Annotated in this window: 21 protein-coding genes and 1 other RNA gene; 5 read left to right on the forward strand and 17 right to left on the reverse strand. The window is 59.5% G+C overall.

Features of this window, described 5'->3' with window-relative positions; translation table 11 throughout:
• Window positions 1-4: 4 nt before the first annotated feature.
• The 9 genes from mraY to rsmI all read right to left on the reverse strand — a co-directional run bounded on the left by mraY (window position 5) and on the right by rsmI (window position 8,994).
• Window positions 5-1,087 carry a phospho-N-acetylmuramoyl-pentapeptide-transferase gene (mraY, locus tag K9857_RS03580; RefSeq protein WP_015096766.1) on the reverse strand — a complete coding sequence of 361 codons (1,083 nt, stop codon included), beginning with the start codon at window positions 1,085-1,087 and terminating at the stop codon, window positions 5-7.
• Window positions 1,087-2,454 (reverse strand): UDP-N-acetylmuramoyl-tripeptide--D-alanyl-D-alanine ligase, encoded by a 1,368-nt coding sequence (locus K9857_RS03585; protein ID WP_224533528.1) that lies wholly within the window; start codon window positions 2,452-2,454, stop codon window positions 1,087-1,089. Before K9857_RS03585 ends, mraY begins: the two co-directional genes overlap by 1 nt.
• Complete coding sequence (locus tag K9857_RS03590; RefSeq protein WP_224533529.1) at window positions 2,447-3,910, reverse strand: UDP-N-acetylmuramoyl-L-alanyl-D-glutamate--2,6-diaminopimelate ligase; 1,464 nt, start codon at window positions 3,908-3,910, stop codon at window positions 2,447-2,449. Before K9857_RS03590 ends, K9857_RS03585 begins: the two co-directional genes overlap by 8 nt.
• On the reverse strand, window positions 3,910-5,649 hold the full coding sequence (locus K9857_RS03595) for a peptidoglycan D,D-transpeptidase FtsI family protein (protein ID WP_224533566.1): 1,740 nt from the start codon (window positions 5,647-5,649) through the stop codon (window positions 3,910-3,912). Before K9857_RS03595 ends, K9857_RS03590 begins: the two co-directional genes overlap by 1 nt.
• A complete protein-coding gene (gene ftsL / locus K9857_RS03600; RefSeq protein WP_224533530.1) occupies window positions 5,649-5,942 on the reverse strand; it encodes a cell division protein FtsL in 294 nt (97 codons plus the stop codon). The genes K9857_RS03595 and ftsL overlap by 1 nt, the downstream gene beginning before the upstream one ends.
• Window positions 5,939-6,886, reverse strand: a complete 948-nt coding sequence (gene rsmH / locus K9857_RS03605; RefSeq protein WP_411961539.1) for a 16S rRNA (cytosine(1402)-N(4))-methyltransferase RsmH — start codon at window positions 6,884-6,886, stop codon at window positions 5,939-5,941. Before rsmH ends, ftsL begins: the two co-directional genes overlap by 4 nt.
• A complete protein-coding gene (mraZ, locus tag K9857_RS03610) occupies window positions 6,883-7,338 on the reverse strand; it encodes a division/cell wall cluster transcriptional repressor MraZ (protein ID WP_175377800.1) in 456 nt (151 codons plus the stop codon). The genes rsmH and mraZ overlap by 4 nt, the downstream gene beginning before the upstream one ends.
• 354 nt (window positions 7,339-7,692) lie before the next feature.
• Window positions 7,693-8,046, reverse strand: an RNA gene (rnpB, locus tag K9857_RS03615) — RNase P RNA component class A.
• Between the two features lie 75 nt (window positions 8,047-8,121).
• Window positions 8,122-8,994 (reverse strand): 16S rRNA (cytidine(1402)-2'-O)-methyltransferase, encoded by an 873-nt coding sequence (gene rsmI / locus K9857_RS03620; protein WP_224533531.1) that lies wholly within the window; start codon window positions 8,992-8,994, stop codon window positions 8,122-8,124.
• A gap of 209 nt (window positions 8,995-9,203) precedes the next feature.
• Between rsmI and K9857_RS03625 the strand changes: the two genes are divergently transcribed.
• The 4 genes from K9857_RS03625 (at window position 9,204) to K9857_RS03640 (ending at window position 12,647) form a co-directional block, all read left to right on the forward strand.
• A complete protein-coding gene (locus K9857_RS03625; RefSeq protein ID WP_224533532.1) occupies window positions 9,204-11,015 on the forward strand; it encodes a penicillin-binding protein activator in 1,812 nt (603 codons plus the stop codon).
• Entirely contained in the window at window positions 11,015-11,377 is a 363-nt protein-coding gene (locus tag K9857_RS03630; protein WP_175377797.1) for a YraN family protein, read from the forward strand. Before K9857_RS03625 ends, K9857_RS03630 begins: the two co-directional genes overlap by 1 nt.
• A 101-nt stretch (window positions 11,378-11,478) precedes the next feature.
• Complete coding sequence (locus tag K9857_RS03635) at window positions 11,479-12,072, forward strand: phosphoheptose isomerase (protein ID WP_095192986.1); 594 nt, start codon at window positions 11,479-11,481, stop codon at window positions 12,070-12,072.
• On the forward strand, window positions 12,069-12,647 hold the full coding sequence (locus K9857_RS03640) for a BON domain-containing protein (protein ID WP_175377795.1): 579 nt from the start codon (window positions 12,069-12,071) through the stop codon (window positions 12,645-12,647). Before K9857_RS03635 ends, K9857_RS03640 begins: the two co-directional genes overlap by 4 nt.
• Before the next feature lie 68 nt (window positions 12,648-12,715).
• Here the strand turns inward: K9857_RS03640 and K9857_RS03645 are convergent, their stop codons facing one another.
• The 7 genes from K9857_RS03645 to rplM form a co-directional block, all read right to left on the reverse strand.
• Window positions 12,716-13,129 (reverse strand): ClpXP protease specificity-enhancing factor, encoded by a 414-nt coding sequence (locus tag K9857_RS03645; RefSeq protein ID WP_110964812.1) that lies wholly within the window; start codon window positions 13,127-13,129, stop codon window positions 12,716-12,718.
• A 16-nt stretch (window positions 13,130-13,145) separates the two neighbouring features.
• Complete coding sequence (locus K9857_RS03650; RefSeq protein WP_007989864.1) at window positions 13,146-13,763, reverse strand: glutathione S-transferase N-terminal domain-containing protein; 618 nt, start codon at window positions 13,761-13,763, stop codon at window positions 13,146-13,148.
• A 150-nt stretch (window positions 13,764-13,913) separates the two neighbouring features.
• On the reverse strand, window positions 13,914-14,696 hold the full coding sequence (locus K9857_RS03655) for a cytochrome c1 (RefSeq protein ID WP_224533533.1): 783 nt from the start codon (window positions 14,694-14,696) through the stop codon (window positions 13,914-13,916).
• The gene (locus tag K9857_RS03660) at window positions 14,696-15,907 is read right to left on the reverse strand and encodes a cytochrome b (RefSeq protein WP_224533534.1); all 1,212 of its coding nucleotides are present in this window, start codon (window positions 15,905-15,907) and stop codon (window positions 14,696-14,698) included. The genes K9857_RS03655 and K9857_RS03660 overlap by 1 nt, the downstream gene beginning before the upstream one ends.
• Window positions 15,907-16,500 (reverse strand): ubiquinol-cytochrome c reductase iron-sulfur subunit, encoded by a 594-nt coding sequence (gene petA, locus K9857_RS03665; RefSeq protein WP_224533535.1) that lies wholly within the window; start codon window positions 16,498-16,500, stop codon window positions 15,907-15,909. Before petA ends, K9857_RS03660 begins: the two co-directional genes overlap by 1 nt.
• Window positions 16,501-16,768: 268 nt before the next feature.
• A complete protein-coding gene (gene rpsI / locus K9857_RS03670; protein WP_119427677.1) occupies window positions 16,769-17,161 on the reverse strand; it encodes a 30S ribosomal protein S9 in 393 nt (130 codons plus the stop codon).
• 14 nt (window positions 17,162-17,175) lie between these two features.
• Complete coding sequence (rplM, locus tag K9857_RS03675; RefSeq protein WP_110964818.1) at window positions 17,176-17,604, reverse strand: 50S ribosomal protein L13; 429 nt, start codon at window positions 17,602-17,604, stop codon at window positions 17,176-17,178.
• Between the two features lie 244 nt (window positions 17,605-17,848).
• Between rplM and K9857_RS03680 the strand changes: the two genes are divergently transcribed.
• Window positions 17,849-18,889 (forward strand): NADP(H)-dependent aldo-keto reductase, encoded by a 1,041-nt coding sequence (locus tag K9857_RS03680; RefSeq protein WP_224533536.1) that lies wholly within the window; start codon window positions 17,849-17,851, stop codon window positions 18,887-18,889.
• Between the two features lie 145 nt (window positions 18,890-19,034).
• On the opposite strand, the gene K9857_RS03685 is transcribed toward K9857_RS03680, so the two are convergent.
• A complete protein-coding gene (locus tag K9857_RS03685) occupies window positions 19,035-20,171 on the reverse strand; it encodes an acyl-CoA dehydrogenase family protein (protein WP_224533537.1) in 1,137 nt (378 codons plus the stop codon).
• Window positions 20,172-20,274 lie beyond the last annotated feature (103 nt).

The following is a 20,274-nucleotide window of genomic DNA, read 5'->3' on the forward strand; positions in this document are numbered from 1 at the left end:
GGTTCTACCTCAGCTTCAGCGTGGCAAGGCCGATCAGCACGAGAATCACGGTGATGATCCAGAAACGGACGATCACGCGCGGCTCGGGCCAGCCCTTGAGTTCAAAGTGGTGGTGAATCGGAGCCATGCGGAACACACGGCGACCGGTCAGCTTGAAGGAGGCGACCTGAATGACGACAGACAGGGTTTCCATCACGAACACGCCGCCCATGATGAACAGGACGATTTCCTGACGGACGATCACCGCGATGGTGCCCAGCGCGGCACCCAGTGCCAGTGCGCCGACGTCACCCATGAAGACTTGTGCCGGGTAGGTGTTGAACCACAGGAAGCCCAGGCCCGCACCGATCAGTGCGCCGCAGAACACGATCAGTTCGCCCGCGCCCGGTACATAAGGAATCAGCAGGTATTCGGCGAACTTCACGTTACCCGACAGGTAGCAGAAGATCCCCAGGCCACCGCCGACCATCACGGTCGGCATGATCGCCAGGCCGTCGAGGCCGTCGGTCAGGTTGACCGCGTTGCTCGAGCCGACGATCACGAAGTAGGTCAGGACGATGAAGCCTGCGCCCAGCGGAATGCTGTAGTCCTTGAGCATCGGCAGGATCAGGGTGGTTTCCACCGGTGTGGCGGCAGTCATGTAAAGGAAGATCGCCGCGCCCAGGCCGAACACCGATTGCCAGAAGTACTTCCAGCGACTCGGCAGACCACGGGAGTTCTTCTCGATCACCTTGCGATAGTCATCGACCCAGCCGATGGCGCCGAACAGCAGGGTGACCAGCAGAACCACCCAGACATAACGGTTGCTCAGGTCAGCCCACAGCAGGGTGCTGACGCCGATCGAAGACAGAATCAGGGCGCCGCCCATGGTCGGGGTGCCCGACTTGGACAGGTGCGATTGCGGACCGTCGTTGCGAACGGACTGGCCGATCTGACGGTTCTGCAGGGTGCGGATCATCCACGGGCCATAGCACAGCGACAAAACCAGCGCGGTCAGTACACCGAGAATCCCGCGCAGGGTCAGGTACTGGAAGACCGCGAAGCCTTTGTAGAACTGTTGCAGATACTCCGCTAGCAGCAGCAGCATTAATGTTTCTCCAAACTGGAACCGCACAGTGCGGCAACGATGTTTTCCATCGCTGCGCTGCGCGAGCCTTTGATCAAAATGGTGGTGTTTGTGTCTTGCTCGGCGCCAAGCGCCTTGATCAGTTCAGCCTGCGTGCTGAAGTGATAAGCCTGTGGGCCGAAGGCGTCGACGGCGTGCTGCATCATCGGTCCGACGGCGTACAGCGCGGAAACCTTGCCACGGGCGTATGCGCCCACGTCGCGGTGCCCCTGCTGCGCCCAATCGCCCAATTCGCCGATATCCCCGAGCACCAGGACGGTGCGGCCGGAAAAGCCGGCGAGTATATCAACGGCGGCGCACATCGAGGTGGGGTTCGCGTTGTAAGTGTCATCGATCACACGCATGCCATTGCTGGCCAGTTGCGCGACGGTGCGGCCCTTGACCGGCTGCACCGCGCCAAGGCCCGTGGCGATGCCGAACAGCGACACGCCCAATGCATGGGCGGCAGCCGCGGCGGCCATGGCGTTGGCGACGTTATGGGTGCCGAGCAGATTCAGTTGAACATGCTCCACACCTTCAGGCGTGTGCAGGTTGAACGACGGGCAGCCGCGCGCGTCGGTCGCCAGGTCACTGGCGTAAAAGTCGGCTTGGCTGTTGGTCAGAGCGAAGGTCAGCACCTTGCGACCATCTGCGCGCTTCTTCCAGATTTCGAAGGCCTTGTCGTCAAGATTGAGAACGGCGACGCCATCGGCTGCCAGCCCTTCAATGATCTCGCCTTTGGCTTCGACGATCTTTTCCGGACCGCCGAACTCGCCAACGTGGGCGGTCCCGGCGTTGTTCAGAATGGCCACGTGGGGTTTGGTCATGCCGACGGTGTAGGCAATTTCACCCAGACGCGAAGCGCCCAGCTCGATGACCGCGGCAGTGTGTTCCGGTGCCAGTTCGAGCAGAGTCAGCGGCGCGCCGAGGTCGTTGTTCAGGTTGCCACGGGTAGCCAGCACCGAACCGCGGGTGCGCAGGATGCTCGCGAGCATTTCCTTGACCGTGGTCTTGCCGCTGGAACCGGTGATCGCAGCCACTGGCTGGGTAAATGCGGCGCGGTTCAACGCACCGAGTTGCCCCAGCGCCTGACGGGTATCGCTGACCAGCAATTGCGGCAGGGTGCTGTCCTTGATTTCGCGCTCGACCAATGCCGCAACGGCGCCTTTGGCCGCCACGTCGTTCAAGTAGTCGTGACCGTCGAAACGCGGACCGGTAAGGGCAACGAACAACTGGCCCGGCTTGATAGCGCGACTGTCAATGCTGACGCCGTCGAAGCTGGCATCGGCGCCGATCAAACGGCCATTGAGCGCACTGGTCAGTTCGCTGACTTTCAGAGCCTTAAGCATGGGCCACCTCCCAGGCGGTCAGGGCATGATCAGCCTCGACCAGATCGGAGAAGGCGTGGCGCACGCCGTTGATTTCCTGGTAGTCCTCGTGGCCTTTGCCCGCTAGGACGATCACGTCATCGGCCGAAGCTTCAGCGACCAACTGGGCTATCGCCTTGCCACGACCGGCCACGAAAGTGACTTTATCCACAGTCGCAAATCCGGCGCGGATGTCATCGAAAATGATTGCCGGGTCTTCGGTACGCGGGTTGTCGTCGGTGACCAGGACGCCATCGGCCAGACGCTCGACCACTTCAGCCATCAGCGGGCGCTTGCCGCGATCACGATCGCCACCACAGCCGAACAGGCACAGCAAACGGCCTTTGACGTGGGGACGCAGAGCGGTCAGGACTTTTTCCAGGGCATCCGGGGTGTGGGCGTAATCGACCACCACCAGAGGCTGAGTGCCGCCGCCCAGGCGCTGCATGCGACCGGCCGGACCTTCGAGCTTCGGCAATACCTTGAGGATTTCGTCGAGGGCATAGTCCAGGCCGAGCAAGGCACCGACGGCAGCCAATACGTTGCTCAGGTTGAAACGGCCGAGCAAGGTGCTGCGCAGGTGGTGTTCGCCCTGAGGCGTTACCAATGTGGCGCGCACGCCTTCGTCGTCGAAAGTTGCTTCGCGGCAATAAAGGTAGGCGCTGCTGTCGAGCAGACTGTAAGTGATCAGTCGCGATTCACGTTTCTCGGCAGCCAACTGGCGGCCGAAATCGTCATCGAGGTTAACCACCCTGCATTTCAAATCGTTCCAGGCAAACAGCTTGGCCTTGGCTTCGCCGTAGGCCTGCATGGTGCCGTGGTAATCCAGGTGATCCCGGGAAAGGTTGGTCATCACCGCCACGTCGAAGGCCAGCGCGGTGACCCGGCCCTGGTCCAGACCGTGGGACGAAACTTCCATGGCGACGGCCTTGGCACCGGCCTTTTTCAGGTCGCCGAGGGTCGCTTGCATGGCAATCGGATTCGGCGTGGTGTGCAGGCCGCTTTCCAGCGCGCCGTAGAAACCGCAGCCCAGGGTGCCGACGATGCCGCAGTGCTGACCGAGCAGGTCTAGCGCCTGGGCGACCAGTTGGGTCACGCTGGTTTTGCCGTTGGTGCCGGTCACACCGACCATGTTCAGGTGGTGGCTGGGCTCGCCATAGAAGCGGCCCGCGATATCCGACAGTTGCGCCGCCAGGCCTTTGACCGGAATCAATGGCACTTCGGTGATCGGCAGCACGGTGGCGCCTTCGACTTCATAAGCCACGGCAGCAGCGCCGCGCTGCAAGGCGTCGGCAATGTGCGCACGGCCGTCGAACTTGCCGCCCGGGACCGCGAGGAACAGATCGCCTGCGCGGACATTGCGGCTGTCGAGCGCCAATTCACGGATCAACAGATCGTGGCCGGCGTGGGGAAAGATTTTATTCAGACTCAATGACATCAGCCGCGCCCTCCATTGGCTTTCAGCGGAACGACCGGGGTGGCGTTGACTTGTTGAACAGGTGGCAGGTTGTCGGGGGTGACGTTCATCAGGCGCAGGGTCCCGGACATCACGCGGCTGAACACCGGCGCCGATACCAGGCCACCGAAGTAACCGGCCTTGGTCGGTTCGTCGATGACCACCACGATGGCGTAACGCGGATCGTTCATCGGCCCGAAACCGGCGAACAGCGAGCGGTAGGAGTTCTCGGCGTAGCCTTTGGTGCCGACCGAAGTTTTACGCGCGGTCCCCGACTTGCCGCCCACGTGATAAGCCGGCACCTGGGCACGGAACACACCGCGCGGGGCTTCGATCACTTGTTGCAGCATGCCTTGCATGGTTTTCGCGACGGTTTCCGGCAGGACCTGGGTGGTCTGCGGCGCCTTGTCGGTTTTGATCAGCGTCAGTGGCGCCAGACGACCGTTGTTCGCCAGGGCCGAGAAGGCATGCACCAGCTGGATCGCGGTCACGGAAATACCATAGCCGTAGGACAGCGTGGCCGTCTCGGCCTTGCGCCACTCGCGGTAGTTCGGCAGGTTGCCGACACGCTCACCCGGGAAACCGAGGCCGGTGTCCTGGCCGAGGCCGAGTTTCTGCGCCAGACGGAAGATGGTTTCGCCGCCGATATCGAACGCGACCTTACTCATGCCGACGTTACTGGAATTGATCAGAATGCCGGTCATGTCCAGCACCGGACCTTCGGTCTTGGAAACGTCCTTGATGGTGTACTTGCCGATCTGCAAGGTCCCCGGATACACCTCGACGCTGTCGCTCGGTTTCCAGCGCCCGGTCTCGATGGCGGCGCTCATGGAGATCGCCTTCATGGTCGAACCCGGCTCGAACACGTCGATCATCGCGCGGTTACGCATCATCGCCGGTTGCAGGTTGCGACGGTTGTTCGGGTTGTAGGTCGGCTGGTTGACCATGGCGAGAATTTCACCGGTCTTCACGTCCATGATCACCAGGCTGCCGGCCTTCGCGCCGTTCTCGATGATCGCGTTACGCAGCTCGCGGTTGGCCAGATATTGCAGGCGCAGGTCAATGGACAACGCCAAGGGCTTTCCGGCCTTGGCGTTTTTGGTGACCTGGACATCCTTGATCAGCCGGCCTCGCCGATCCTTGATCACTTGCCGTTTGCCCGGCACCCCGGCCAGCCATTCGTCATAGGCCAGTTCGACACCTTCGCGCCCGTGGTCGTCGATATCGGTAAAGCCGACCATATGCGCGGTGACTTCACCTGCCGGATAGAAACGGCGGAACTCTTCGATGCCGTAGACACCCGGTACTTTCAGATCGAGTACGGCCTGACCCTGCTCAGGCGTCAGCCCGCGCACCAGATAGATGAACTCTTTATTGGCTTGTGCTTCGAGACGCTCGGCCAGGGCTTTCGGATCCTGTCCCAGCGCGGCGGCGAGTGCCGGCCACTTTTCCTTGGCCAGCTGCATTTCCTTGGCGTTGGCCCACAGGGTGGTGACCGGCGTACTGACGGCCAACGGCTCGCCGTTACGGTCGGTGATCAGACCACGGTGAGCCGGAATAGGAATATGACGGACGCTGCGCGCATCGCCCTGACCTTTGAGGAAGTCACGGTCGACGACTTGCAGATCGATGATCCGCCACGCGATCGCAGCCACCATCACGCCGAGCAAGCCCACCACCAGGCGGAAGCGCCAGGGAAAGAGTGCGCCTTCGAGTTTCATCATGGCGCCACCATCTGCACTTCGGCGGCACCGGGAATGCGCATTTTCAGTTGTTCGGTGGCCAGCACTTCGATACGGCTGTGAGCGGTCCAGGTGCTCTGCTCAAGAATCAACCGGCCCCATTCGGCCTGCGCCTTGTCGCGCACGCTCAGCTCGTTGTAAAGCGAGTTCAGCAACTGACGGTTCCAGTGCGCGCTGTAGGACACGCCGATGGCAGAAATGAGCACGCCAACGAACAGCAGCAGCATGAAAAAGCTGCCGCCGGGCAGTGGCTTGGCGAAAAGCTTGCTCACCGCAACTTCTCCGCGACACGCATGACGGCGCTACGGGAACGTGGGTTGGCTTTGAGTTCGGCGTCGGAGGCCGTCTGCGCTTTGCCGTGGATTTTGATTTTCGGTTCGAACGCGACGTGCCGAACCGGCAGGTTGCGCGGCAGGTTGTCGGCTTCGCCTTTCACCAGCTTGCGCATGAACAGTTTGACGATGCGGTCTTCCAGCGAGTGGAAGCTGATTACGACCAGGCGACCGCCCACTTCCAGACAATCCAGGGCGGCTTCGAGTCCGGCTTCCAGATCGCCCAATTCGTTGTTGACGTGAATGCGCAGGCCCTGGAACGCACGGGTCGCCGGATTCTTGCCTTTTTCCCAGGCAGGATTGGCGACCTTCAGCACTTCGGCCAGGTCAGCGGTGCGCTCGAACGGCTTGATGTCGCGACGCTCGACCACTGCACGGGCCATGCGTCCGGAAAAACGCTCTTCGCCGTATTCCTTGAACACGCGGGCAATTTCTTCCGCAGATGCGGTGTTGACGAACTCGGCCGCGCTGATCCCGCGGGACGGGTCCATGCGCATGTCCAGAGGACCGTCATTGAGGAAACTGAAGCCGCGCTCAGGGTCGTCGAGCTGCGGTGAGGACACGCCGAGGTCGAGCAGAATTCCGCTGACCTTGCCGTGCAGACCGCGCTGGGCGACTTCGGATCCAAGCTCGGCAAAGCTGCGCTGCACAACGACAAAGCGGCCGTCTTCGGCCGCTAGCGTCTGCCCGGTGGCAATCGCTTGAGGGTCTTTGTCGAATCCGAGCAGTCGACCGTCCGGACCGAGCCGGCTGAGGATCAACCGGCTGTGCCCGCCGCGCCCGAACGTGCCATCCAGATAGCAGCCATCAGGGCGTACGGCGAGAGCCTCGACGGCTTCGTCAAGCAGTACGGTGATGTGGTTAAAGCCGCTATCAATAGTCACAGGATCAAATCACGCAGTTCATCAGGCATCGCGCCCGGTTGTTGAATAGCTGCCAGGTCAGCGGCAGCAACCGCGTTCCAGGCATCCTCGTCCCACAGTTGGAACTTGTTCAGTTGGCCTACCAACATCGCGCGCTTATCCAACTTGGCATATTCACGAAGACGCGGCGGAACCAGAAAACGACCACTGCCATCGAGCTCGAGGTCGACGGCATTACCAATCAATAAACGTTGCAGACGGCGGTTCTCTTCGCGAAGCGAAGGCAGTGCGCGCAATTTGGTTTCGATAATTTCCCACTCATCGAGTGGGTAAACACACAAACATGGATCAACGGCATCAATGGTGACGATCAACTGACCGGAACTGCGCGAATCGAGCTCGTCACGGTACCGACTCGGCATGGCGAGACGGCCCTTTGCATCGAGACTGATTGCATTGGCTCCGCGAAACACGTCAGCGTTTCTCCAAATGTTAGCGTTTTGCGCTCAAAAAACCCACTTCGTGCCACTTTCCGCCACTTGTGCACACTATAGGAATGCGCCCACCGCACCGTCAAGGCGCGCATTAAAGGAAAACCCTTACAGAACTGAGATTTAGGAGCGTAAAAGGAGGAGACACGAGAATCGGGCAGAGAAAACCGACCAATAACTTCAATTAACACAGAGATCTGCGCGCGGAAGTTAAGGTGATTTATTAAGAGTAAGATTTTTTCGGTATTACGAAAGTGCTACGCCGACGATTCTGAAAGGAGGGAAATTGCTATCACTGGCACCCTGCTCAATGATTCAAGCAGAGGAAAGAAAAAGGTGGAGAGTCGATCTGTAAGCCGGGTTCTGTCTTGAACAGTCATTCGTCTACGATGGCCATCACTGGACATCTTTAGCAACCTACCCGGTCCCAGCGCGGGCCACGCCTTGGGACCCTATTTGGTCTTGCTCCAAGTGGGGTTTACCTAGCCACGAACTGTTGCCAGACGTGCGGTGCGCTCTTACCGCACCTTTTCACCCTTACCGGCGCCGAAGCGCTTAGGCGGTTATTTTCTGTGGCACTTTCCGTAGGCTCACGCCTCCCAGGCATTACCTGGCACTTCGCCCTATGGAGCCCGGACTTTCCTCCCCCCTCTAATTTTCATAGAGGGCAGCGACTGTCCGATCGACTCTCCGCCGCGCAGGTTAACGGCAGAGCGCCTGAAGAACAAGCGCTAAAAGCCTTCAGCCATGCCTTTGCGTCGGTTTTTACTCGCCCTTCTGTTTATCCAGCGCAACCTGATAGAGAACGTTCTTGCGCTCGCCGGTAATTTGCGCCGCCAAGGCTGCCGCACGCTTGAGTGGCATTTCTTCGAGCAACAGATTGAGCACGCGCATCGCCTCGCTGCTGACCGCATCTTCGCTCTCGGGAGCGGACCAGCCCGCGACCAGCACCACACACTCGCCACGCTGCTGATTGCTGTCGGACTCGACGAACTGGCGCAGTTCGCTCAGCGGCAGCCCTTTGAGGGTTTCGAAGGTCTTGGTCAGTTCGCGCGCCAGTAAGGCAGGACGCTCGGCGCCGAACACCAGCTCCATATCCTGCAGGCATTCGAGAATGCGGTGCGGGGCCTCATAAAAGATCAGCGTGCGCGGCTCTTCCTTTATAGCTTCGAGACGCGCGCGCCTTCCCACGGCCTTCGCCGGCAGGAAACCCTCGAAGATGAAGCGATCGGACGGCAGCCCCGCCGCCGACAGCGCTGCGATCAAGGCACAGGCGCCCGGAACCGGCACCACATTGATCCCGGCGGCGCGGGCCTGGCGCACCAGGTGATAGCCCGGATCGGAAATCAGCGGCGTGCCGGCGTCGGAGATCAGCGCGACATTGTCGCCCGCCAGCAGACGGGTAATGAAGCGGCTGCCTTCATCGCGCTCGTTGTGCTCGTGGCAAGCCGCCAGCGGCGTGGAAATGCCGAAGTGCTGCATCAGGCGCTGGGAGTGGCGTGTATCTTCGGCCGCGATCAGCGCGACTTCGCGCAAGATCTTCAGCGCGCGCGCACTGATGTCATCCAGGTTGCCGATGGGCGTCGCCACCACATAAAGCGAGCCCGCAGCGGAATTCAAAGCACCTGGAGCAGTCAAAGCGCACACCTCATGATCGATAAAGCGGCCATTGTAGCGCGTAGCGGCACTCGCGACAGACACAGGCAACACCTGGTTTTGCCGTCGTTTGTGGCGCAGCGCAACATTTGCACCAGCTAAATTGATCGATTAACGCCTGCAACATCGCGCCCCGGCCAGCGCTTGGGTACAATTCCACGCTAATTTGATCGAGTATCAGGAACGCTTACATGATCGCTTGCCTGCGGCTGTTCACTGCCCTCTGCCTCGCTGCCTTGCTGGCTGCTTGCGCCAGCTCGCCCTCCTCCAGCCTTGGCGAACTCCCACGGACCCCGGATGCCAGTATCGAGCAACTGCTGGAAAAGGCCGCCCAAAGCAAATCCCCGGAAGATGCCGCCCTGTTGCGCCTGAGCGCAGCGGATCTGGCCTATCGCCAGGGCAATGCCGCCCAATCCGCGCAAATTCTGCAGCAAGTACCCGTGGAGCAGCTCAAGCCTGGTCAGCAGGTTTTCGCCAGCACTTTGGCCGCGGAACTGGCCATGACCCGCAACCAGCCGAAAGCCGCCCTGACCGCCCTGAACCATCCGAGCATGCAGCGTCTGGGTGAATTGCCGGAAGAGCAGCAAGTACGCACCGGCACCGTACGTGCCCGCGCCCTTGAAGCCGACGGCCAGACCCTGGCTGCCGCGCGCGAGCGGATCTTCATTGCACCGATGCTCAGCGGTGAAGCCGCCAGCAAGAACCACGAAGCCATCTGGGCGCTGATCGCCTCGTTGCCGACCGACCAATTGCAACCGAACACCACCGACGACCTCGGTGGCTGGATGAGCCTGGCACTGGCGGTCAAATCCGCCGGCACCGTGGAACAGCAACAGGCCGCCATCGACAAATGGCGCGCGGACAATCCGAAACACCCTGCCGCCGTTCAACTGCCGTTGCCTCTGACCAAACTCAAGGAACTGGCCAGCCAGCCCCTGAGCAAAATTGCCCTGCTGCTGCCACAGGATGGCCCACTGGCCTCGGTTGGCAAGGCATTGCGCGAAGGCTTCATGGCTGCTCACTACCAGGCCCAACAAGCCGGGCAGAAGCCGCCAGCTATCGAATTCTATGACAGCTCGAAGCTCACCTCTCTGGACGAGTTCTATCGCAAGGCCCAAGCCGATGGCGTGCAGCTGGTCGTCGGCCCGCTGGAAAAACCGCTGGTCAAACAGCTGAGCACTCGCCCGCAACTGCCCATCACCACTCTGGCCTTGAACTACAGTGAAGGCGATCAAGGTCCGGCCCAACTGTTCCAGTTCGGCCTGGCCGCTGAAGACGAAGCCCGCGAAGTGTCCCGCCGCGCCCGTGCCGACGGCCTGCACCGCGCCGCCATCATGGTTCCGAAAGGTGAATGGGGCGACCGCGTGATGCGTGCCTTCAGCCAGGACTGGCAAGCCAACGGCGGCACTATCGTTGCCACCGAGCGCGTCGATCAGCCGGTGCAACTGGCCCAGCAGATTGCCGACATGTTCCAGCTGCGTCAGAGCGAAGGTCGCGCCAAGAGCCTGCAAAGCACTGTAGGTTCGCAGGTTGCCGCCCAGCCGTCCCGTCGCCAGGACATCGAATTCATCTTCCTGGCTGCCACACCGCAACAGGCTCAACAGATCAAACCGACCCTGAACTTCCAGTACGCAGGCGACGTTCCGGTCTACGCCACTTCCCACGTGTTCAGCGCCAGCGGCGACGTCAACCAGTACAACGACATGAACGGTATCCGCTTCTGCGAAACCCCATGGTTGCTGGACGCCAATGACCCGCTACGCAAGCAGGTCACCGCTCAATGGCCACAAGCTGCCAGCAGCCTGGGCCGCCTGTATGCAATGGGCGTCGACGCCTATCGCCTGGCGCCACGCCTGGGGCAACTCAAGGCCCTGCCGGACAGCCGCATCGAAGGTCAGTCGGGCAGCCTGGGCATGTCGCAGAACCAGCGGGTCGTGCGTCAGTTGCCATGGGCCGAGTTCGTCAACGGTCAGGTCCAGCGCCTGCCGGACACCTCGCGCTGATGCCTGACAGGTCACGCCAACAAAGCGGTAAGGATGCCGAGCGCCAGGCGCTCGAGCATCTTCAACAACAGGGTCTGCGCCTGGTGGCGCAGAACTGGTTGTGTAAACGCGGCGAGCTTGATCTGGTCATGTTGGATGGCGATACAGTAGTATTCGTTGAAGTTCGTTACAGAAAAAACACTCAATGGGGTGGCGCGCTCGATAGCATCGATGGGCGCAAACGGCAGAAACTGATTTTTGCCGCGCAATTTTTTCTTCAGCGCGAATCGCGCTGGGCCAATTCCCCTTGCCGTTTCGATGTGGTTGCCATTGATAGCGACCTCGATCAGTTGAACTGGTTACAAAATGCCTTCGACAGCTGATCGCCTGCACCCCGAACCGGAAACCGCCCAACACTTTTGCTCTTTGCTTTGCGGGCTGCACATTCACGTGCCGGACAGCCGCGCTCATTAAGGTCACACAGATGGACATGCAATCCCGAATTCGCCAGCTTTTTCAGGCCAGTATCGACACCAAGCAACAGGCGATGGAAGTACTTGCACCGCACATCGAGCAAGCCAGCCAGGTGATGGTCAACGCCCTGCTCAACGAAGGCAAAATGCTCTCATGCGGCAATGGCGGCTCCGCCGGCGACGCCCAGCACTTCTCCTCCGAGCTGCTCAACCGCTTCGAGCGCGAGCGTCCGAGCCTGCCGGCCATCGCGCTGACCACCGACAGCTCGACCATTACCTCGATCGCCAACGACTACAGCTACAACGAAGTCTTTTCCAAGCAGATCCGCGCCCTCGGCCAGCCGGGCGATGTTCTGCTGGCGATTTCCACCAGCGGCAACTCGGCGAACATAATTCAAGCGATCCAGGCCGCACATGATCGCGAAATGATTGTCGTAGCATTGACCGGTCGCGATGGCGGCGGCATGGCGTCGCTGCTATTGCCCGAAGACGTGGAGATTCGCGTACCCGCCAACGTCACCGCTCGTATTCAGGAAGTCCACCTGCTGGCGATCCACTGCCTTTGCGACTTGATCGACAGCCAATTGTTCGGGAGTGAAGAATGACCCCTAATCGCCTCGGCCTACTGGCCCTGACCCTGTGCCTCGGCATCAGCGGCTGCACCTCGGTGGTTAATGCCAGCCGTGAAGCGCCCATTGAAGATGACCGCGGCACCCGCACCTTCGGCAGCAAGATCGATGACTCCCTGATCGATACCAAAGTCGGCGTGAACGTCGCCAAGGCCGATCCTGCCCTGGATAACGACTCGCACATCGTGGTCACCAGCTTCAACGGCGTCGTATTGCTCGCCGGCCAGACCCCACGCGCCGACCTCAAGGCCAAGGCCGAACAGGCCGCTGCCGCCGTTCAGCGGGTAAAGACCGTACACAACGAATTGCAGGTCCTGCCGCCCTCCTCGCTGCTGGCGCGCCAGAACGACACTTGGCTGACCACCAAGATCAAGACCCAGATGCTCACCGACCCGAACATCCCTGGTTCGCGGATCAAGGTCGTGACCGAGAACGGCATCGTTTATCTGCTGGGCCTGCTGACCAAGCAGGAAGCTGCCCAGGCGACCAATCTGGTGCAGGGCGTATCCGGTGTGCAGAAGATCGTGAAGCTGTTCGAATACATCGACTGATACACGCGCATTCCGGCAATGCCGGAATGCAGACAAATAAAAAGGCGATCCTTTCGGATCGCCTTTTTTTATTTCACCACTTTCAGACTGGGTCGACCGCTTGGGCGCGGCGGCTCGCTATCCGGTGGCGGAATATCGTCATCCGGCTCGATCTCGTCCTCATCACCCATAGGCGACTCCAGATCGAACACCATGCCTTGGCCGTTCTCCCGGGCGTAGATACCCAGGATCGATGCGATAGGCACATACAGCGTATGCGGCACGCCGCCAAAGCGGCCTTCGAAGCTGACTGCCTCGTTGTCCATGTGCAGGTGACGCACAGCCTGAGGCGATACGTTCAGGACGATTTGCCCATCACTGGCAAACCCCTGCGGCACCTGAACCGACGGATACTCGGAGTTCACGAGTATGTGCGGGGTGCAGTCGTTGTCCACAATCCACTCATAGAGCGCGCGGACCAGATAAGGTCGACTGGAGTTCATAGCGGCTCCTTAAGCCTTAGCGCATATCGCGTTCGACGCCAGACAGACTCGCCTGGAAAGCCTCACGCGCAAACTGGCGCTCCATGTAATCAAGCAGCGGCTTGGCAGGCCGCGGCAGTTCAATACCCAGAATCGGCAATCGCCAGAGTATTGGCAATAGGCAGCAATCCACCAGGCTTTGTTCCTCACTGAGGAAAAACGGCTTGTCGGCGAACAACGGCGACACGCCGGTCAGGCTTTCACGCAGCTCCTTGCGCGCAACGGCACGAGCCGCTTCCTTGGTGCGCGAATCCAGAATCAGATCCACCAGACCACACCAGTCACGCTGGATGCGGTGCATCAGCAGACGACTGTTGGCACGCGCCACCGGATACACCGGCAACAGTGGCGGATGCGGATAGCGCTCATCCAGGTATTCCATCACCACCGTGGACTCCCATAACGCCAGGTCCCGATCGACCAGGGTGGGCAAGCTGCCATAAGGGTTCACTTCGATCAGTTTAGGCGGCTGGCGACCCGCTTCCACGTAGATGATCTCGGCGCTGACACCCTTCTCTGCCAGTACGATTCGCACTCGGTGGGAATAGTGGTCGGCGGGGTCGGAGTAACAGGCCAACCGATTGGTCACGCCCATGGCGGTCCTCCTCGCTTGTAGAAATGATCGAAAGCGGAAAAACGAACGCGCCCAGAGGGCGCCTCCGGTAACGACTGGCAGACCAGACTCGTTACACCTTCAGAGGCGCCCTTGGGCGCGCGCGATTAACAGCAAATGCTTGAAGCTTTATCAGTGCACGTCTTTCCAGTATTCACGCTTGAGCAGATATGCAAATACGAAGAAGAACGCCAGGTACAGCAATACATATGTACCGATGCGCTGATGCTGCAGCTTAACCGGGTTAGCCGAGTAAGCCAGGAAGGTTACCAGATTCTTGACCTTCTCATCGAACTGCTCTTCGTTCAAAGTGCCGCTCTTCGGCACGATCGTCAGTTGATCGCACGCCTCATGAGTCAGCGGCGTACCGGTCAACGGGTCGAATTGCTTCTTGCCGTCTTCGACGATCTGGACCTGTTTGCAACCGACCACCTGACGACCTTGCAGGCCGACCAGGACGTTAGGCATGCCGACGTTCGGGAAGACCTTGTTGTTCACGCCCCAAGGACGCGATGGATCTTCGTAGAACGACTTCAGGTAGCCGTAGAGCCAGTCGGTACCGCGAACGCGAGCCACCAGGGTCAGGTCGGGCGGAGCCGCACCGAACCAGGTCTTGGCGTCAGCCGGCTGCATGCCGATGTTCATGTGGTCGCCGATCTTGGCGCCGGTGAACACCAGCTTCTCGAGCATCAGTTCATGAGGAATACCGAGGTCATCGGCAACACGCTCATAACGCTGGAACTTGGCGCTGTGGCAACCCATGCAATAGTTGGCAAAAGTACGCGCGCCATCCTGCATGGCAGCCTTGTCCGATACGTCGATGTCGACTTTTTCCAGCTCCGGACCACCGTGTTCAGCAGCGAAAGCGAACACCGGCAGTGCCGCGAGCATCAATACCGCAAATAGTTTTTTCATCAGCCAGTCACCCTTTCCGGAACCGGTTTGGTCTTCTCGAGCCGGGTATAGAACGGCATCAGAATGAAGTAGGCGAAGTACAGGAAGGTACATACCTGCGACAGCAACGTACGCCCAGGAGTAGGCGCCAATACGCCCAGAACACCCAAAATCACGAACGAAATGCAGAATACCCAGAGCCAGATCTTGCTCATCCAGCCTTTGTAGCGCATCGACTTGACCGGACTGCGGTCCAGCCACGGCAGGACGAACAGCACCGCGATGGCCGCACCCATGGCGATTACGCCGAAGAGCTTGTCCGGAACCGCACGCAAGATCGCGTAGAACGGGGTGAAGTACCAGACCGGAGCGATGTGCTCTGGAGTCTTGAAGGCGTTCGCCACTTCAAAGTTCGGCTTCTCGAGGAAATAACCACCCATCTCCGGGAAGAAGAACACGATCGAGCAGAAGATGAACAGGAACACCACCACACCGACGATATCCTTCACGGTGTAGTACGGATGGAAGGCAATGCCGTCCAGCGGTATGCCGTTCTCGTCCTTGTGTTTCTTGATGTCCACGCCGTCCGGGTTGTTCGAACCCACTTCGTGCAGCGCCAGGATGTGCAGCACCACCAGACCGAGAATCACGATCGGAAGGGCAACAACGTGCAAGGCGAAGAAGCGGTTCAGGGTAATACCGGAAATCAGGTAGTCACCACGGATCCACTGGGTCAGGTCGTTGCCGATGACCGGGATCGCACCGAACAGCGAGATGATCACCTGGGCGCCCCAGTAGGACATCTGCCCCCATGGCAGCAGGTAACCCATGAAGGCTTCAGCCATCAGCGCCAGGTAGATCAGCATGCCGAAGACCCACACCAGTTCACGCGGCTTCTGGTACGAACCGTAGAGCAGGCCACGGAACATGTGCAGATAGACCACGATGAAGAACGCCGAAGCGCCGGTGGAGTGCAGCAGACGCAGAATCGAGCCGTACTCGACGTCGCGCATGATGTATTCGACGGAAGCGAATGCCTCTTCCGCCGACGGGGTGTAGCTCATGGTCAGCCAGACACCGGTAACGATCTGGTTGACCAGAACGAGCAGTGCGAGGGAACCAAAGAAATAGAAGAAGTTGAAGTTCTTCGGGGCGTAGTACTTGCTGAGATGGTCTTCCCACATTTTGGTCGCGGGGAAGCGCGCATCAACCCAATCCATGAACTTGCTCATCACGCGTTCTCCTTATCGACGCCAATGACAATGATTTCATCGGTCTCATAGGAATGCGGGGGAACTGGCAGGTTCAAAGGCGCAGGTTGCGACTTGTAGACGCGACCAGCCAGGTCGTAGTGGGAGCCGTGGCAAGGGCAGAAATAACCACCTACCCAGTCCTTGCCCAGATCTGCGGGGGCGACTTCGGGACGGAATGTCGGCGAACAACCCAGGTGCGTGCAGATACCGATCAGCAGCAAAACCTCAGGTTTGATCGACCGGGTTTCCGGATCGACATAGGTCGGTTGAGTCGAGTTCTTGGAGTCCGGGTCAGACAGTTGACCCTCGATCTTTTTCAGATTCCCCAGGATTTCCGGAGTACGGCGGACGATGAATACCGGCTGGCCACGCCATTCAGCAATCATCTGCTGGCCTGGCTCGACTTTGCTGACATTCACTTTCACCGGTGCACCTGCGGCTTTCGCCTTGGCACTGGGAAACCATGACCCCACGAACGGGACCGCAGCCCCCACCGCTCCTGCAGCACCCACCACGGATGTAGCTGCTACCAGGAAGCGACGCCGGCCTGCATTCACGCCGTCATTGCTCATTCAGTCCTCTCCCATCAGCTTTGTGGCCTGTTAAATCAGGCATCTACTAAGTGAAACTCTGTACTTATAAAAATTTTGCCGAATGGTAATGAAAACCCCCAATTCTGACAAGGTAATTACCGGGAGCCACTCCCCCCAAGCCTTGTAGTATAGGGCGTCTACGGATGTGGCAAGTTGTCACAGAGCAATTCTTTTAAAAATCGCAGGCACAAAAAAACGCCCAGCTCCGTGAGGAAACTGGGCGTTCTTTTTTGAACGTGGAAGCGAATTAACGCTTCGAGTACTGCGGACGCTTACGCGCTTTACGCAGACCAACTTTCTTACGTTCAACTTCACGGGCGTCGCGAGTAACGAAGCCAGCTTTGCGCAGAGCGCTACGCAGAGTTTCGTCGTAGTCCATCAGAGCACGAGTGATACCGTGGCGGATTGCGCCAGCCTGACCACTTACACCACCGCCGATCACGGTGACGTAGATGTCGAACTTCTCGACAGTCTCGGTCAGCTCCAGCGGCTGACGAACTACCATGCGGGCAGTTTCGCGACCGAAGAAGGTTTCCAGCGAACGGTTGTTGATGGAGATGTTACCAGTACCCGGACGCAGGAAAACGCGAGCGGTTGCGGTCTTGCGACGGCCAGTGCCGTAATTTTGAGTCGCCGACATAATGAACTATTCCGTTAAATCTTCAGTTCTTGGGGCTGCTGAGCAGTATGAGGGTGAGCAGCGCCCGCATAGACTTTCAGCTTACGGTACATGTCGCGACCCAGCGGGTTCTTAGGCAGCATGCCTTTTACCGCGGTCTCGATCACGCGCTCAGGGGCCTTGGCGATCAGCTTTTCAAAGTTGATCGACTTGATGCCGCCCGGGAAACCGGAGTGGGAGTAGTACATTTTGTCGCTGGTTTTAGCGCCAGTAACACGGATCTGCTCAGCATTGATAACGACGATGTAGTCGCCGGTGTCAACGTGAGGAGTGTACTCAGGCTTGTGCTTGCCACGCAGACGGCTGGCGATTTCGGTGGCCAGACGACCCAGGGTCTGACCAGCAGCGTCGACGACAAACCAGTCGCGCTTTACTGTTTCCGGTTTAGCAGTAAAAGTTTTCATTCTTTATAGCCTCAGGGGCCGCCTGTAAATAAGACGGCGGATCTTACTGAATAGTGCGTACTTTGACAAGTCAAAGGCAGCCGGATACAGACGCTTTCGGGGGCTCGGGTCGGCGCGTCCGTTCAACGGCAAGATTCTTCGGCGGCGGCGCATCACTTCCACTGCAGAAAGAGGTGCGCAATTATGCAGATTGCGAAAAATATTTCAACCTGCTTTTATGATTGCTTTGCCCAAGGAGGACTCGATGGAGTATCGCCAGTTAGGCCGGACCAATCTGAACGTCAGCGCGATTTGCCTGGGCACCATGACCTGGGGCGAGCAGAACAGCGAAGCAGACGCCTTCGCCCAGATTGAGCGGGCCAAGAGCGCCGGAATCAATTTCATCGACACCGCCGAGATGTACCCGGTACCGCCCAAGGCCGAAACCTACGCCACCACCGAACGCTACATCGGCAATTACTTCAAGAGCCGCGACGATCGCGCCGACTGGATCCTGGCCAGCAAGATCGCCGGCCCGGGCAACACCATCGACTATATCCGTGACAAGAATCTGCGGCACAACCGCCAGCACATCACCGAAGCCTTGGATGGCAGCCTCAAGCGCCTGCAGACCGACTACATCGACCTCTACCAGTTGCACTGGCCCGAGCGCAGCACCAATTTTTTCGGACAATTGGGCTACAAGCACAAGATCGAAGCCAACCTGACGCCACTGGAAGACACCCTCGAAGCGCTGGACGAGCAGGTCAAGGCCGGCAAGATCCGCCACATCGGTCTGTCCAACGAAACACCCTGGGGCACCATGCGCTTCCTCGCCCTGGCCGAAGCCCGTGGCTGGCCACGCGCGGTATCGATCCAGAACCCCTACAACCTGCTCAACCGCAGCTTTGAAGTCGGTCTGGCGGAAATTGCCATCCGCGAACAATGTGGATTGCTCGCCTATTCGCCGCTGGCGTTCGGTTTCCTGTCAGGCAAGTACGAAGGTGGCGCCCGTCCGCCGAAAGGCCGCCTGAGTCTCTACAGCCGCTTCAGCCGCTATTTCAACCCGCAGTCGGAAGCCGCCTGCAGCCGCTATGTGGCGCTGGCCCGCGAGCACGGTCTGGATCCGGCGCAAATGGCCCTGGCCTTTGTGACGCAGCAGCCGTTCGTCACCAGCAACATCATTGGGGCCACGACGCTGGAGCAACTGGACAGCAACATTGCCAGTTTTGATCTGAAATTGTCGGATGAAGTGCTGCAGGGGATCGAGGCGATTCACAAGGATCATCCGAATCCGGCGCCGTAACTGAGAGGAACGCGGAGCGTCCCCGGCTGCATTCCCACGCAGAGCGTGGGAACGATCTTCGCGGGCAAGCCATGCTCCTACAAGGATTCGTTGAACCTGTGGGAGCGTGGCTTGCCCGCGATGACGTCGGCCCTGACAAAACCAATTACAGCGACCGCGCAATAATCTCCTTCATGATCTCATTGGTCCCCGCATAAATCCGCTGCACCCGCGCATCCGCCCACGCCCGCGCAACCGGGTACTCCCACATGAAGCCGTAACCGCCATGCAACTGCACGCACTCGTCGAGGACCTTGCATTGCAGGTCGGTGCCCCAGTACTTGGCCATCGCCGCCGTCGGCACGTCCAGCTTGCCTTGCAGATGCAGCTCCATGCAGCGGTCGACGAAGACCCGGCCGATCTGGATTTCAGTCGCCATCTCCGCCAGCTTGAATCGAGTGTTCTGGAAGTCGGCAATCGATTTGCCGAAAGCCTTGCGCTCGCGGGTGTATTCCAGCGTCCACTCCAGCGCCGCTTCGGCTGAAGCCAGACCGCCAATCGCCACGGTCAGACGCTCCTGCGGCAATTCCTGCATCAGGTAAGCAAAACCCATCCCGGCCTGCCCCAACAGGTTTTCCTTCGGTACCCGGACGTCCTGGAAGAACAGCTCCGAGGTGTCCTGGGCCTTCATGCCGACCTTCTCCAAGCGCTTGCCTTTGTCGAAGCCCAGCGTGTCAGCCTCTACCAGAAACAGGCTGGTGCCCTTGGCGCCTGCCTTCGGATCGGTCTTGGCGACGACAATCACCAGATCGGCGAGATAGCCGTTGGTAATGAAGGTTTTCGAGCCGTTGATCACATACTCGTCACCATCCAGCACCGCTGTGGTCTTCACCCCTTGCAGGTCGGAACCGGCACCAGGCTCGGTCATGGCGATGGCAGTGACCATCTCCCCGGAGACCAGTTTCGGCAGGTATTTTTGTTTCAGCATTTCACTGCCGTAATGCAGGATGTACGGCGCCACGATGTCCGAATGCAGGGAGAAACCGATGCCGGTCAGCCCCAGCCGCCCCACCTCTTCGATCACCACCGCGCTGTACAGAAAGTCCGCCCCCAGGCCGCCGTATTCTTCCGGCAGGTGTGAGCACAACATCCCCGCCTCCCCGGCCTTGTTCCAGAGTTTGCGATCGATGAAACCCTGTTTTTCCCACTGTCCATGGAACGGTACCGCTTCTTTTTCGAGAAAGGTTCGCACGCTGTCACGGAAGAGTTCGTGCTCGGAACTGAACAAGGTTCTGGGGATCATGCGGCACCTGTCGTTAATTTTTGGAAGAAGTTGACCTTCAGAGACTAAGCCGCAGGTCCGATACAGGACACTGGACACATCCGACAAAAAATAAGACGATCCA

The organism is Pseudomonas sp. REP124, assembly GCF_020164475.1.
GTDB lineage: Bacteria > Pseudomonadota > Gammaproteobacteria > Pseudomonadales > Pseudomonadaceae > Aquipseudomonas.